This window comes from Aminobacter sp. HY435 (assembly GCF_027568395.1).
In the GTDB taxonomy this organism is placed as follows: Bacteria; Pseudomonadota; Alphaproteobacteria; order Rhizobiales; family Rhizobiaceae; genus Aminobacter.
In genome coordinates this window covers 210,696-224,639 of record NZ_JANKZL010000010.1, presented here as the reverse complement: position 1 = coordinate 224,639, position 13,944 = coordinate 210,696, and the positions used below count along the sequence as shown (strand labels likewise).

Below are 13,944 nucleotides of genomic sequence, written 5' to 3'. Positions count from 1 at the left end.
GCGCCAACTCAATAAGTTAGAGCGTCCTTTGTGAGTCCATTCGGACGCACGGCGCGCTCTAGCCTCCTCCCGGTTCCGGGAAGAGGCACCAGGCGTGGCAGTGTTCAGCCGGCGTAGAGCTCGGCGAGATAGTAGTCCTTCGGGTCGAGCGGATCCTTGAGCTTGCCGAACGTGACGAACTGCTCGTTGAGCCCCTTGAGCCAGCCGGCGACGGTGCCATCCTTGGTGGCGGCGGCAAGTTCGGCACTGGTCAAGAACTTGCCGTTCTTGCTTTCAGTGACCAGCGGTTCGACGGGTACGCCCAGGAATTTCGCGGTGATTTCGACCGAGCGCGGCACGTCGGCGGCGCGATAGTCGTTGGCGTCCTTGAGCACGGCGATCATCTGCTTGACCAGCTCGGGATCGGCGTCCGCCACCTCGTTGCGTGCAACGAAGGCCGACGGAAATGAATTCGCCGGGAAGAAATCAGCGCTTTTCGCGACCTCGACCAGGTCGGGCACGGTCTTGCCGATGACGCCGACCAGCGGATACCAGATGCCGGCCCCGTCGATCTGCTTGGAGGCGAATGCCGAGACCACCGTGCTGGGGTCCATCTTGACCACCTCGACGTCGGACAACTGCATGCCGGCCTTGGCGAGCGCCAGGCGCAGCAGCATATCGCCTGAGGTGCCCTCGGGGACGCCGACCTTCTTGCCCTTGAGATCGGCCATCGAATTGATGCCGGCCTGGGCGATGACGCGATCGGACAGGCCAAGCGCGTTCATGGCGACAATCTTGGCCTTGCCGGATGCCGGCAGCCACAGCGCGCCGGGGCCGACGTAACCGAAATCGAGACTGCCGGCGCCCAGCGCCTGGATCTGGATCGGCCCGTTGGTGAAGACCTTCAGTTCGGGCTCGAGGCCGTGCTTTGCCCAAAGCCCCTGGTCGCTGGCGATCGCCGTCAGGCTGGTGCCGAAATAGTCGGCGATGTAGCCGACACGCACCGGCTTGGCCTGGGCGTACGCTATCCTGCTTGTCGCCATGATTGCCGGCGTGGCGAGCATGCCGGCTGAAACGGCCATGAAGCCGCGTCTGGTCAGGTTGATGGTCATGTTTTCCTCCCGTTGATGCTATGCGTCGACCAGCGGCTTCTGGTGATAGACCGCGTGCCAGACCTGATTGCGGATTTCGGTGAACTCGGGCGACAGCCGCACTTCTTCGTTGCGGACCGGCGGCAGGTTGACCGGGATGATCTTGTGCAGCCGACCCGGCCGCGCAGCCATGACGATGACCCGGTTGGCGAGATAGACCGCCTCGTCGACGTCATGGGTGATGAAGAACACAGTGCGGCGCTCGCGGCTCCAGGTGTCGAGCAATTGATCCTGCATGTGGACACGGGTCAGCGCGTCGAGCGCCCCGAACGGCTCGTCCATCAACAGCATCGTTGGATCCACGGCATAGGCGCGCGCGATGGCACAGCGTTGCTTCATGCCGCCCGAAAGCGTCTTCGGCAGTGCATCGGCAAAATCGCGGAGCCCGACGAGACCGATGAACCGGTCCGAGATGCGGCGACGCTCGGCCGCCGGCATGCCCTTGATGCGCAGGCCGAATTCGACATTCTGGCGCACGGTGAGCCATGGAAACAGGGCATATTGCTGGAAGATCACGCCACGTTCGGGGCCTGGCCCCCTCACCGGCTTGCCATCGACCAGAACCTGGCCATCGGAGACGTCCATCAACCCGGCGGCGATATTCATGGCCGTCGACTTGCCGCAGCCGGATGGGCCGACAACCGTGACAAACTCGCCGTCGGCAATGTCGAGATTGAGCCGGTCGAGAGCCAGAAACGCCTTCTCGCCCTCGCCGAAACGCCGGCTGACATTCTGGAAGGACAGTTTGGGCTGGAACGAGGGTTTGGGTTGGGCCTGCGGGCTCATCGGGCGCGCTCCTGCCACTGGGTGAGCCGACGCTCGGTTGCCTGGAGAATGCGGTCCATCAGGAGCCCGAGGATGCCGATGGTGATCAGCGAAACGAAGATCGTCGGCAGGTCGTAATAGAGCTGCGCCTGCTGCATGCGGAAGCCGAGGCCCGATTGCGCGGCGATCAGTTCGGCGGCGACCACTGTCGCCCATGCCGAACCCAGGCCGATGCGCACGCCGACGAGGATGAACGGTATCGAAGCGGGAATGATGACACGCGGAAAGATCACCGAATCCGTCGCCCCGAGCACACGGGCCGCATTGATGAGCGTGCGGTCGACGCTGATGACGCCCTGGTAGGTGGCGACGACGCAGGACAGGAACGAAGCGAGGAAAATGACGAAGATCTTCGGCGCCTCGTCGATGCCCATCGTGACGATGGCGAGCGGGATCACCGCCAGCGGTGGGATCATCCGGAAGAACTGGACATATGGCTCGATGAGCGCGCGGGCAACCGTGTACCAGCCCATCAGGAAGCCAACAGGTATGGCAAGGGCCGCACCGAGCAGGAAGCCGGTGAGAACACGCCTCAGGCTGGAGAAAATGTCGATCGCCAGTTGCCCGTTGAGTGCCAGTTCGATAGCGCGCTGGAAGACCTCCAGCGGCCCGGGCAAGACGACGAGCTTCGCCGCTGTTATGGCCCACCACACGGCAAGGCCGAACAGGAAAGCCAAAGCGTTCAAAGCCAGTGCCGGCAGGATCGACGATCGCTGCGCCGTTGCCGGCTGGGGTGCTGGTGCTGCGCTCAATGAAGCGCTCCCGAATAGAAGAACTGGTCCAGCGCCACCGCTGCGCCGCCAATCGAGCCGGCCTGCGCGCCAAACGTGCCGCGCTCTAGCATCAGGATATCGCGCATGTGCGGCATGATGCGTGGCGGCAAGTCTGCGGCGAGCGCTTCGTAGAGCGACTGCGGCGCCTCGCCCAGATGACCGCCAAAGACGATGAGGTTGGGGCTGAGGATATTCACGGCGCTGGCCAAGGCGGTGGTCAGGTGGCGAACGACCGTGCCCCATGCCGGCCGGTTCCGCTCGACGCGCGCCAGCAAGTCGTCGGGCGCCTGCCCGCTCAGGCCAGCAGCCTCCATCAGGGCGCGTTCGCAGACGAAGGTTTCCAGGCAGCCGACATTGCCGCACGCGCATTCTGCGCCATCAGCGACAATCTGGATGTGACCGAGTTCAACCGCGCCATGTCCGCCCGGCCGGAACGGCGCGCCATCGACCATCAGCCCGGCGCCAAGGCCGGTGCGCAGGTAGATGTAGAGTAGCGCCGGAACGTTCTTGCCGATGCCGTAGCGGCTTTCGGCCAGCGCCATGGCGCTGACATTGTGCTCGACCACCGCCGGCAGCCGCAAGGCATCCTCCAGCTTGTCGGCCAGCGCCAGGTTGCGCCAACCGACATTGATAGACGCGAGCGCCATGCGGCGCGCCGGATCGACCGGGCCGGGAACGCCGATGCCTACCCCGAGCATCGACTTCGTGTCGACTTGGGTTTCCTCGGCAAGCTGGATCACCGTGCGCGACACTTGCCGGACAATCTCGTCGGGATCGGCAGACCCGGTGTCGAAGGAGAAAGCTGCACTTGCCTTGGGGCGGGCGAGCAGATCGGTTATCGTCACCTGCACGTTGCCCGCGCCGATGTGGACGCCGGCCACAGTGCGCGCTTCCGGAACCAGCCGCACCGCTTGCGCCGGCCGCCCCACTCCGTTGGCGCCATAGGTCTCGCCTTCGAGGATGGAGCCATCGCGCAACAACGCCGCGGTTACGTGAGTGAGGGTCGTGGCGGAAAGCTTCGAGCGCCGCGACAGTTCGGCCCGCGACTGCGCCCCCTCGTCGCGAAGAATTCGCAAGATGTGGCCGTGATGGATGCCCATCGACCGTCCTCCCATATTATTTTCTAAACTTTAGAAATTAATATGGGAGGAGTCAATGCGCCTCTCGACCGAACTGCCAGAATTCGGATTGCAGCTTCGATGGCACCTCCCCGAGGCGACGGCCGGCATCGCTTTGGCGCGCCCGGCCGGTCCGCCGCCGTGGGCCGTCAGTGCGTCACGTACAATGGCGAGATTGAGTTCGCTATGGCCTGAAATGCCGCTTTGAGTTCGGTCGTGTTCCTTGTCGGGAAGTAGTAGGACGGGCTGGTAGCGCAAGTGCTGTAGAGCTTGCGGTTGGCCGTCGTGTCAGCCCCCAGTACCACCGTATATATGATGACATCCTGATCCTTGAGCTGCGTGCAGACGCTCTGGGTGGCGTCATTGACGGCGGTTAGTGCCGCCGAGCGGCTGGTCGAGCCCATCCGACCCTGATCCAGGTAGCCGTAGGCACCGTAGTCCGACTTGTTGATGGTCTTGTCGGACGCGCCAAAGACGTTGTTCTCGCCATCGGTGAACACGACCACCACTTTCGTGGTGTCCTGCAATCTGAAATTCTGCCCCTGAGTAAATGGCTCCCCGGGGGACAGGACACGGTAGCCCCACGCCAGCCCCTCGGACACATTGGTTCCGGAACCGAACCAGAACGTCATCTTGTCGATCTCGCCCTTGGTTTTCTTGACCGGGTCTCCAGCCAACTTGACGAGGTCTTGCGTCAGCGGAACGACTGGAGTGGCGCAAGCGTAGTTGGGGCCGGTCGTGTCGTTTGGTGTTTCCTTGATGATCGCGCCTGCCAGCGCGGTGTCGTACTTGGCCAGATTCTGTTGCTTGTATCTGTCGGTGGCGACCTTGCCGTCAGTCCCCTTCTCGGGGTCCGACAGGTAGCTGTTGTTGTAGGCGGCTCCACTATTGGGAGATTTGGCAGGCCCGCCTGGTTCATCGGGCGCAAAATATGGCACGAACAATGTCTCGGGCTTGCCGACATCCGGCGCTGCGTCGCTCAGCGCATGACCGCCCGCGCGGGCCTCGACACAGCCTCTCCAGGGCGCTTTCGACTTCACCTTGTCGAACAAGGCCCAGTGCCCGATACGCTGATCGTTGCCCTTCGAATCCTTGATGTACTCGAAGTTCTTGCCGTTCCAGCCCGGATCCGCTTTCGGCACCACGGTCCTGGTATCGATCCAGGACGACTTGAACCCGTCCGCGCCACCGATATTGACCGCCGTGACAAAGGGGACGAGAGCAGCGAGGATTTCGCGCTCGGGCCTGTCGCTCTGCACCTTCTGCAAGGCATGGACGACGTCCTTGGCTCCCTCGATCAGCGCCTTCATGTTGGCCGCCCCCATCGAGCCGGTATTGTCCAGCACCAGCGCCACCTCCAGCCTGGCCGTCGATTCAAAGGCGCTCGCCGTCGCCGAGACGCGCGCGCTCTCGCCGAACATGAAGCCGAAATTCAGCTTCACGTCTGCGCTGGCAACCGCTGAGGTCTTAATGCTGTTGACGCTCTGCTCGATTTCGAGCTTGGCCTTGGCCCCGGCCAGGGAAGGCTTGTCGGCAATGTTGGTCGCAAAGAACGCATCGAAGGTCTCCATGCGGCTACCCTCCCTGTCGCTCAGGCGCGAAGCCGCGAGCACGGCAGAGTCGAGCGCGTTCTGCAGGTCCGACTTGGCCTTGGTCAGATTGGCGACGTCCAGGGCGATGCCTACCGCTGCGATCAACACCGGCAGCAGAATGGCAAACATGATGGCAAAGTTGCCACTCGTCGATTTGCAGAAGCGCTTGAACACCACAACCTCCCCGGTCTTTGGAAAGGTTGTTTGCATGCAAACGGTTTAAATTGTGTTTTAGCGCCCCGGCATACAACCAGAAGACGATCCAACGGAGCGGAAAATTGCGCCTATGCCTCGGTCGAGACGCTCAGCTCGACCCTGTCGGCGGCGAAGCGCGTTTCGGCATACTGGATCGGCATGCCCTTGGCGTCGACATTGGTGGCGATGGCGACGAGCACGATGGCGCCAGCCGACAGCTTGAGGTCGGCAAGGTCGCCGGTGTCGGCGTGGCGAGCAGAGACCAGCGTCGACTTGCGGAAATAGTCCTCGATGCCGTAGCGCTCGAAGGCAAGCGTGACCGAGCCGGTCTCGGCATAGGCCTCTGCGTAGCCTGGGAAGCGTTCGGCGTCGAACCAACTCGTCGCGCGCGACACCGGGCGCTCGTCAGCCTCGCTCAGCGTCTCCAGCCTGACCACCGGCGCGCCCTCCGCCAGGCCAAGCCCTTCTGCCACGCGTCCTGACGCCGGCTCCACTGCGTGGGCGAGCAGCAGGCTGCGGCGGTCGCGCGTCTGGCTGCGCAGGCCGGTGGAGAAGCGCGTCCGCGCAGAAATTGGATAAGACAGCTTCTGGCGGCTTTCGACGAAGGTTCCCCGGCCCTGCTCGGCCCGGAGCACGCCTTCCTGGACGAGCGCCGCTATGGCGCTGCGCAGCGTATGACGGTTGACGCCGAAACGCTCCGACAGTGCCATTTCAGTTGGCAGCCTACCGTCCGCGCCAAGCGTGCCGGCACTGATTGCCTGACGTATCTGGTCGGCGATCTGGCGCCACAGCGCCACCCCGCTCTTGCGCGTCACCGCTGGTTCTCGATCGTTCAATCCCCTGCCCCTGTCATGCACCCGTCATGCAGCCTCTCTACAAACCCATTGTATGTTGTTCGTTTGTATAGAACAATAGATAAATAAAGTGAACGGAGCGGCGATGAAGATGGATCGACGGCAGGAAAGAGAAACGGAGGCAGCACGCAAGGCGGCCATGGCGGCCCTCGCGCTGGCGCCAGTGGACGAGTTGAAGCGGCTGTGCGCGGCGGCAGGCATATCAGACGAGGCCGAGATGCTGCGCGGCCCCGAAACCGGACTGGTGTCGGTGCGCGGCCGCATCGGCGGCGGCGGAGCGCCCTTCAACTTCGGCGAAGCGACGGTGACCCGCGCAACGGTGCGCCTGCCCGGCGGCGAGATCGGCCATTCCTATGCGCTCGGCCGCGACAAGGAGAAGGCCAAGCTGTCGGCCATCACCGATGCGCTCTGGCAGAACGCCGAGCGGCGCGCCGACATCGAACAGAAGATCATCGCGCCGTTGCGTGCCGCGCAGGCAAAAGCCGATGCGACCAGCCGCACCGAAACGGCAGCGACCAAGGTCGACTTCTTCACCATGGTGCGCGGAGAGGACTGATGGACCAGATGGATGTGATCGACGGCGGCTTTGCCGCCCCAGTTTTCAACGCCCAGACGGTTTTCCGCGCTGTCATGGACGCCATGGCACGGCCTGGGACAGTCCAACAGGTAGCCGGCCTGGCACAGCCGCCCGCACCGCTGGCGGCAACCGCGGGTGCGGTAGCGCTGACCTTGTGCGACCATGACACCCCGCTTTGGCTCGATGCCGGGCTTCAGGTCTCGTCGGCAAGATCCTGGCTCGGCTTCCACACCGGAGCGCCGCTGGCCGCGACACCGGCCGATGCGCATTTCGCGCTTGTCGCCAATCCGGCCAACCTGATCTCGCTCGAGAACTTCGCGCAAGGGACCCAGGAATATCCCGACCGCTCGACGACGCTGATCCTGCAGGTGGAAAGCCTGACTGGCGGCGCGCCGCTGCATCTCGAAGGCCCCGGCATCGAGACCACTGATACCATCGCGCCAACGCCGTTGCCGCGCCATTTCGTCGAGCAGTGGAAACAGAACGGCGCCCGCTTCCCGCGCGGCGTCGACGTCATCCTGGCAGCACCCGGCGCTGTTGCCTGCCTTCCCCGCACTGTCCGCATCAAGACGACGGAGGCCTGACATGTATGTGGCCGTCAAAGGCGGCGAAGCCGCCATCGCCAACGCCCACCGCCTGCTCGCCGACCGCCGCCGTGGCGACCGTTCGGTGCCGTCGCTGCGCATCGACCAGATCGTCGAGCAGCTGGCGCTCGGCGTCGACCGCGTCATGTCGGAAGGCTCGCTCTACGACCGCGAGCTGGCCGCGCTCGCCATCATGCAGTCGCGCGGCGACCTGATCGAGGCGATCTTCCTCGTCCGCGCCTACCGCACCACCCTGCCGCGCTTCGGCTACACCAGGCCGATCGACACCGCCGCCATGCAGGTCGAGCGCCGCGTCTCCGCCACCTACAAGGACCTGCCAGGCGGCCAACTGCTCGGTCCGACCTTCGACTACACCCACCGCCTGCTCGACCCCGAACTCGCCAACGATCCCGAAATTGCCGCGCCCGAGCAGCGTGACGCCGACGGGCAGCGCATGACGCGCGTCTCGGAAATCCTCGCCCATGAAGGCCTGATCGAGGCCGACGGCGAACTGCCCGAGGACCACGTCACCGGCGACATCACTCGCGAGCCGTTGGAGTTTCCGCTTGCGCGCGACAGCCGCCTGCAGGCGCTGTCGCGCGGCGACGAGGGTTTTCTGCTTGCGCTCGGCTATTCGACCCAGCGCGGCTATGGCCGCAGCCATCCCTTCGTCGGCGAAGTCCGCATCGGCGAGGTCGAGCTCGAACTCGACGTGCCGGAACTGCCCTTCCCCATAACACTCGGCCGCATCCGCGTCACCGAGTGCCAGATGGTCAACCAGTTCAAGGGCTCGGCCAAGGCGCCGCCGCAGTTCACCCGTGGCTATGGGCTGGTCTTCGGCCAGTCCGAGCGCAAGGCCATGGCCATGTCGCTGTGCGACAGGGCGCTGCGCGCCGGCGAACTGGGCGAGGACATCACCGCACCCGCCCAGGACGAGGAGTTCGTCATTTCGCACTCCGACAACGTCCAGGCCACCGGTTTCGTCGAGCACCTCAAGCTGCCGCACTATGTCGACTTCCAGGCCGAACTCGATCTCGTCCGCCGCATGCGCGGCGAGCACGAAAAGCGCAACCAGACCAACGAAACCGAACAGCGGGAGGCGGCGGAATGAGCTCTCTTCTTGCAGCGTCAGGCGGCATCGCGGACGGAAACCACGATCTCTTTGCCCAACAAGGCCAACGTCGCCTGCAGTACTGGAAGTTTGGTCGGGTGATCCGGGTCCAGAATACGGCGTGCCTCGGTCTCCGCCTTGTTCAGGCGACGCGCCAGTTCTCTCTTGGAAATGCCAGATTGAGCAAAAGCCTCGACAACCGCCAACTTCAATGCCGTATCAGGCGCGACAGCAATGGACACAAGTCCCTGGTCGGCCGACTGCGGCTTCGGCAGTGGTCGGCCCATAGCGGCGACGCCACGCAACGCGAGCCCCAGAGCTTCAGCTCCGCTAGCGCGCGCCTCGGCCATTGTCTCGCCACTGGTAATGGCCTCGGGTACGTCAGGAAAGGTCACGAGGAACCCACCCTCGGGATCGGCCTCAATTTTCGCCCCGTAGATGTAATCCATTTCAACCTCCATCGGCGCAGCTCATTCGACACCGAGTTGCTTCTTGATCGTCCTGACCATCAATGCGGACAGCTCGCCCGACTGGACGGTCGTGATTCTTTCGCCAAGCCTCACGCGATAGTGGGAACCTTTGCCCCGGTCGGTGAAGACTTCAAACCGCAAGTTTCGTTTACGCGCGAGAGCACGAAGCTCTCTTATCAGAGCCTCACGTTTCATCCGCCACATCCCCCCAGATGCATAGAGTGCGCACATGATTGCGCGCATTTCAAGCACATTAATGTGCGCATCAATCGATCGGATTGGGCTACGATCTTCGGAAAGCCGTCATGACAGACATCGCAACCTACAACTTCGCCTATCTCGACGAGCAGACCAAGCGGATGATCCGCCGGGCGATCCTCAAGGGCATCGCCATCCCCGGCTACCAGGTGCCGTTCGCTAGCAGAGAAATGCCGATGCCCTATGGCTGGGGCACCGGCGGCGTGCAGGTGACGGCCGCGATCATCGGCCCCGACGACGTGCTCAAGGTCATCGACCAGGGCGCCGACGACACCACCAACGCGGTGTCGATCCGTGCCTTCTTCCAGAAGGTCGCCGACGTCGCCGTCACCACCGAGACGGCGAAGGCGACGATCATCCAGACCCGCCACCGCATCCCGGAACATCCGCTGACAGAGGGCCAGACGCTGGTCTACCAGGTGCCGATCCCCGAGCCGCTGCGCTTCTTGGAGCCACGCGAGACCGAGACGCGGAAAATGCACGCGCTCGAGGAATACGGGCTGATGCACGTCAAGCTCTACGAGGACATCGCCAGGCACGGCCGCATCGCCACCACCTACGCCTATCCGGTCAAGGTCGAGGGCCGTTATGTGATGGACCCCTCACCGACCCCGAAGTTCGACAACCCCAAGATGCACATGTCGCCCGCACTCCAGCTGTTCGGCGCGGGGCGCGAAAAGCGCATCTACGCCGTGCCGCCCTTCACCAGGGTGGTCAGCCTCGACTTCGAGGACCATCCCTTTGAGATCCAGGCCTTCGACCAGCCCTGCGCGCTGTGCGGGGCGGAGCAGGTCTATCTCGACGAGGTCATCCTCGATGACAAGGGCGGACACATGTTCGTCTGTTCCGACACCGACCATTGCGAGACACGCCAGGCCTGCGGCCATCGAGGCCACCTCTCGCCCGACATCCTGGAGCCTGCCCCTACCTCCCCCTTGTGGGGAGGTCGCGTCGAAGACACGGGTGGGGGTAACAGCGAAACCCTGATCCAGAAATCACCCCCACCCGGCCCTCCGGGCCACCCTCCCCACAAGGGGGAGGGTAAAGGAACGCTATGATGACCGACGAACCGCTACTGCGCGTCACGGCGCTGTCCAAATATTACGGCTCGCGCATCGGCTGCGAGGACATCTCCTTCGACCTGTGGCCGGGCGAGGTGCTGGCCATCGTCGGCGAGTCCGGCTCGGGCAAGACCACCTTGCTCAACTGCCTGGCAACCCGCCTGCTGCCGACATCGGGCACCGCCAGCTACCGCATGCGCGACAACCAGTGGCGCGACCTCTACCGCATGAGCGAGGCCGAACGCCGCTTCCTGATGCGCACCGACTGGGGTTTTGTCCACCAGAACCCGGCCGATGGGCTGCGCATGACGGTGTCGGCCGGCGCCAATGTCGGCGAGCGGCTGATGGCCACCGGCGACCGCCACTATGGCAACATCCGCTCGACCGCCATCGACTGGCTCGGCCGCGTCGAGATCGATGAAGGGCGCATCGACGACGAACCACGCGCCTTTTCCGGCGGCATGCGCCAGCGCCTGCAGATCGCCCGCAACCTCGTCACCGGCCCACGCCTGGTGTTCATGGACGAACCAACAGGCGGCCTCGACGTTTCGGTGCAGGCGCGCCTGCTCGACCTTTTGAGTGGACTGGTCACCGACCTCGGCCTTGCCGCCATCGTCGTCACCCACGACCTCGCCGTGGCGCGGCTTTTGTCGCAGCGCATGATGGTGATGAAGGACGGTCATGTCGTCGAAGCCGGCCTCACCGACCGCGTGCTCGACGACCCGCGCGCGCCCTACACCCAGCTCCTCGTCTCCTCCATTTTGCAGGTGTAAGCCATGGCCACTCCCCTCATCGTCTCGGAGGTCTCCAAGGCCTTCACCATGCACCTGCGCGGCGGCATCCGCCTGCCGGTGGTCGCCAATGTCTCGTTCTCGATCCGGGCAGGCGAATGCGCCGTGCTCGGCGGCCCCTCGGGCGCCGGCAAGAGCTCGATCCTCAAGATGGTCTACGGCAATTACGGCGTCGACCAGGGCCAGATCATCGTCGATCACCACGGCCAACTCGTCGATCTCGCCACCGCCAGTCCGCGCGCGGTGCTGTCGGTGCGCCGCGACACCATCGGCTACGTCAGCCAGTTCCTGCGCACCGTGCCGCGCGTCTCGGCCCTCGACGTCGTCGCCGAGCCGCTGGTCGCCCGCGGCACGGGCCGCGACGAGGCCCATGCCCGCGCCTCGGAACTGCTCGACCGGCTGAACCTGCCCGAACGTCTCTGGAGCCTGCCGCCCGCCACCTTCTCAGGCGGCGAGCAGCAGCGCGTCAACATCGCCCGCGGCTTCATCACCGACCATCCGGTGCTGTTGCTCGACGAGCCGACGGCCTCGCTCGACGCCACCAACCGCGAGGTGGTGATCGGCCTGATCGAGGAAAAGAAGCTGAAGGGCACAGCCCTGCTCGGCATCTTCCATGACGCCGACGTGCGCGAGGCTGTGGCCGACCGCATCGTCGACGTCACCGCCTTCGCCGCCGGAAAGGTCGCCGCATGAGCCGCAAGCTTTCTGAACAGCCCTGGGTCCACCCAAGCGCCGAGGTAACGCAGTCGACGCTCGGCCGCTGGACCGAGGTCGCCGAGCGCACCCGCATCAGCGAGAGTTCGCTCGGCGACTATTCCTACGTCATGCAGGACTGCAGCCTGTGGTGCACGGCGGTGGGAAAATTCTCCAACATCGCAGCCGCCGTCCGCTGCAACGCCACCAACCACCCGACCTGGCGGCCGACGTTGCACCACTTCACCTATCGCGCCTCCGACTACTGGGACGACGCCACTCACGAGACCGAGTTCTTCGAGTGGCGCCGATCGAATACCGTGACCATCGGCCATGACACCTGGCTCGGCCATGGCTCGACGGTACTGCCCGGCGTCACCATCGGCGACGGCGCGGCGGTCGGCTCCGGTGCCGTGGTCACCAAGGACGTGGCGCCCTACACCATCGTCGCAGGCGTGCCGGCCAAGCCGCTGCGCGAGCGCTTCGACCGCAGGACTTCAGATCGTTTCCAGGCACTCGCATGGTGGGACTGGGACCACGCCAGGCTGCGTGTTGCGCTCGACGATTTCCGCAACCTTTCAGCGGAAGAGTTCCTGGAGAAGCACGGCGGCTAGCCTCCGCGCGCCAGGAAAAACTGAATCGCCACCACATTGACCAGATCGACGAAAAACGCCGAGACCAGCGGCAGGATGATGAAGGCGTTCGGTGACGGGCCATAGTGCTTGGTCACCGCCGTCATCGATGCGATCGCGGTGGGGGTAGCACCCAGCGAAAGACCGGTGAAACCGGCGCTCAGCACCGCCGCCTGATAGTCCCTGCCTAAAAGCGGGAAAAGCACGACCAGGATGAAGGCAACCGCGAGCAGTGCCTGCAGGGCAACGACGACCAGCAGCGGACCGGCGACCCCGGCAAGCGTCCAAAGCTGCATGCTCATCAGCGACATGGCGAGGAACGCCGAGAGCGAATAGTCTGAAATCAGCGACATCGCCGGTGAGCGCGCTGGCCAGGGCATGCGTGGAAAGACGTAAGGGATCGTGTTGGACAAGACGACGCCCATGATCAGGCAGGGTACGAACAGCGGCAGCTTCAGGCCCATCGCCAAGACCGGTCCGTGAACCAGATAGCCGAGCACCACGGCGACGTTGACCAGCAAAAGCGCCTGCATGAAGTTCGACTTGTCGATCGGTGCCGCCTCCGTCTTGGCGTGAGCCCCCTCGTTGTCCGAAACTGTCGCGTCGGTGGTCAGCTTGCCGCGCTCGATGAGGAACTTCGCCACCGGCCCGCCCAGGACACTTGCCACGATGAGGCCGAGCGTGGCCGCGGCGGTGCCGACTTCTATCGCCGCGGGAAAGCCATGCTCGGCCGCGATTGCCGGCGCCCAGGCAATCGTTGTGCCATGGCCGCCGACAAAGGCGATCGATCCCATGATGACGCCCGCGGCAGAGGGCAGGCCGAACAGCCAGGCCCCGAGCGTACCGACGCCATTCTGCAAGAAGACGAAAAGCACGGTCAGCACGCACAGCACCGCCAGCGCCCGCCCGCCGACCAGCAGGTCGGACAGCCGCGCATTGACGCCGACGGTGGCAAAGAAGATGACCAGCAACCTGTCGCGCGTGGTCATATCGAAGACGATTTCCAGGCCCGACAGCCGGTAGAACGCCCATATGGCTGCGGCGGCCAGAAAGCCACCGGTGACCGGTTCGGGGATGTTGTAGCTGCGCAGGAAAGCGACGCGCTGGGTCAGGATCACGCCGATGAAATAGACGATGATGCCGAGCGTGATGGTCAGGAAATCGGGCACCGCGATCGTATTGGCGGCAGTCGTCATGGGATCCCCTCTGCAAGCCTGAGGCGACAAACCGCGGGCCCCTTCGAATCTGGCCTTGCAGTCCCCAAACTTGCGCAGAACCAG

15 protein-coding genes and 1 pseudogene are annotated in these 13,944 nt (G+C 64.4%); 7 read left to right on the top strand and 9 right to left on the bottom strand.

Annotation, left to right across the window (positions count from 1 at the left end; translation table 11 throughout):
- Positions 1 to 104: 104 nt before the first annotated feature.
- The 6 genes from PCJ21_RS16470 to phnF form a co-directional block, all read right to left on the bottom strand.
- Complete coding sequence (locus tag PCJ21_RS16470; protein WP_442866032.1) at positions 105 to 1,079, bottom strand: aliphatic sulfonate ABC transporter substrate-binding protein; 975 nt, start codon at positions 1,077 to 1,079, stop codon at positions 105 to 107.
- 30 nt (positions 1,080 to 1,109) lie between these two features.
- Complete coding sequence (locus PCJ21_RS16465) at positions 1,110 to 1,916, bottom strand: ABC transporter ATP-binding protein (RefSeq protein ID WP_269932498.1); 807 nt, start codon at positions 1,914 to 1,916, stop codon at positions 1,110 to 1,112.
- Entirely contained in the window at positions 1,913 to 2,659 is a 747-nt protein-coding gene (locus PCJ21_RS16460; protein WP_442866031.1) for an ABC transporter permease, read from the bottom strand. The genes PCJ21_RS16465 and PCJ21_RS16460 overlap by 4 nt, the downstream gene beginning before the upstream one ends.
- A gap of 44 nt (positions 2,660 to 2,703) precedes the next feature.
- Positions 2,704 to 3,828, bottom strand: a complete 1,125-nt coding sequence (locus tag PCJ21_RS16455; RefSeq protein WP_269932496.1) for an ROK family transcriptional regulator — start codon at positions 3,826 to 3,828, stop codon at positions 2,704 to 2,706.
- A 167-nt stretch (positions 3,829 to 3,995) separates the two neighbouring features.
- Complete coding sequence (locus PCJ21_RS16450) at positions 3,996 to 5,612, bottom strand: pilus assembly protein (protein ID WP_269932495.1); 1,617 nt, start codon at positions 5,610 to 5,612, stop codon at positions 3,996 to 3,998.
- Positions 5,613 to 5,722: 110 nt separating this feature from the next.
- Positions 5,723 to 6,469: a phosphonate metabolism transcriptional regulator PhnF gene (gene phnF, locus PCJ21_RS16445; RefSeq protein ID WP_269932494.1), complete on the bottom strand. Its 747-nt coding sequence runs from the start codon at positions 6,467 to 6,469 to the stop codon at positions 5,723 to 5,725.
- A gap of 103 nt (positions 6,470 to 6,572) precedes the next feature.
- Between phnF and phnG the strand changes: the two genes are divergently transcribed.
- Genes phnG through PCJ21_RS16430 form a run of 3 tightly spaced genes read left to right on the top strand, consistent with a single transcriptional unit; the run spans position 6,573 to position 8,759 of the window.
- Complete coding sequence (gene phnG, locus PCJ21_RS16440; RefSeq protein WP_269932493.1) at positions 6,573 to 7,043, top strand: phosphonate C-P lyase system protein PhnG; 471 nt, start codon at positions 6,573 to 6,575, stop codon at positions 7,041 to 7,043.
- Positions 7,043 to 7,648, top strand: coding sequence for a phosphonate C-P lyase system protein PhnH (gene phnH / locus PCJ21_RS16435; RefSeq protein WP_442866030.1), 606 nt, complete (start codon positions 7,043 to 7,045; stop codon positions 7,646 to 7,648). The genes phnG and phnH overlap by 1 nt, the downstream gene beginning before the upstream one ends.
- Before the next feature lies 1 nt (position 7,649).
- Positions 7,650 to 8,759: a carbon-phosphorus lyase complex subunit PhnI gene (locus PCJ21_RS16430; RefSeq protein WP_269932492.1), complete on the top strand. Its 1,110-nt coding sequence runs from the start codon at positions 7,650 to 7,652 to the stop codon at positions 8,757 to 8,759.
- A gap of 17 nt (positions 8,760 to 8,776) precedes the next feature.
- Here PCJ21_RS16430 and PCJ21_RS16425 read toward each other — a convergent pair whose 3' ends face one another.
- Positions 8,777 to 9,208 (bottom strand): type II toxin-antitoxin system HicB family antitoxin, encoded by a 432-nt coding sequence (locus PCJ21_RS16425; RefSeq protein ID WP_269932491.1) that lies wholly within the window; start codon positions 9,206 to 9,208, stop codon positions 8,777 to 8,779.
- 21 nt (positions 9,209 to 9,229) lie between these two features.
- The gene (locus PCJ21_RS16420; protein WP_269932490.1) at positions 9,230 to 9,424 is read right to left on the bottom strand and encodes a hypothetical protein; all 195 of its coding nucleotides are present in this window, start codon (positions 9,422 to 9,424) and stop codon (positions 9,230 to 9,232) included.
- 110 nt (positions 9,425 to 9,534) lie between these two features.
- On the opposite strand from PCJ21_RS16420, the pseudogene PCJ21_RS16415 reads away from it, so the two are divergent.
- The 4 genes and pseudogenes from PCJ21_RS16415 to PCJ21_RS16400 form a co-directional block, all read left to right on the top strand.
- Positions 9,535 to 10,395 (top strand): annotated as a pseudogene (locus tag PCJ21_RS16415) (alpha-D-ribose 1-methylphosphonate 5-phosphate C-P-lyase PhnJ); the annotation flags it as partial.
- Positions 10,396 to 10,544: 149 nt separating this feature from the next.
- A complete protein-coding gene (gene phnK / locus PCJ21_RS16410) occupies positions 10,545 to 11,321 on the top strand; it encodes a phosphonate C-P lyase system protein PhnK (protein WP_269932488.1) in 777 nt (258 codons plus the stop codon).
- A 3-nt stretch (positions 11,322 to 11,324) separates the two neighbouring features.
- A complete protein-coding gene (phnL, locus tag PCJ21_RS16405; RefSeq protein ID WP_269932487.1) occupies positions 11,325 to 12,032 on the top strand; it encodes a phosphonate C-P lyase system protein PhnL in 708 nt (235 codons plus the stop codon).
- A complete protein-coding gene (locus PCJ21_RS16400; protein WP_269932486.1) occupies positions 12,029 to 12,646 on the top strand; it encodes a DapH/DapD/GlmU-related protein in 618 nt (205 codons plus the stop codon). The genes phnL and PCJ21_RS16400 overlap by 4 nt, the downstream gene beginning before the upstream one ends.
- Here PCJ21_RS16400 and gltS read toward each other — a convergent pair.
- Positions 12,643 to 13,860, bottom strand: coding sequence for a sodium/glutamate symporter (gene gltS, locus PCJ21_RS16395; RefSeq protein ID WP_269932485.1), 1,218 nt, complete (start codon positions 13,858 to 13,860; stop codon positions 12,643 to 12,645). The genes PCJ21_RS16400 and gltS overlap by 4 nt on opposite strands.
- Between the last annotated feature and the right edge of the window lie 84 nt (positions 13,861 to 13,944).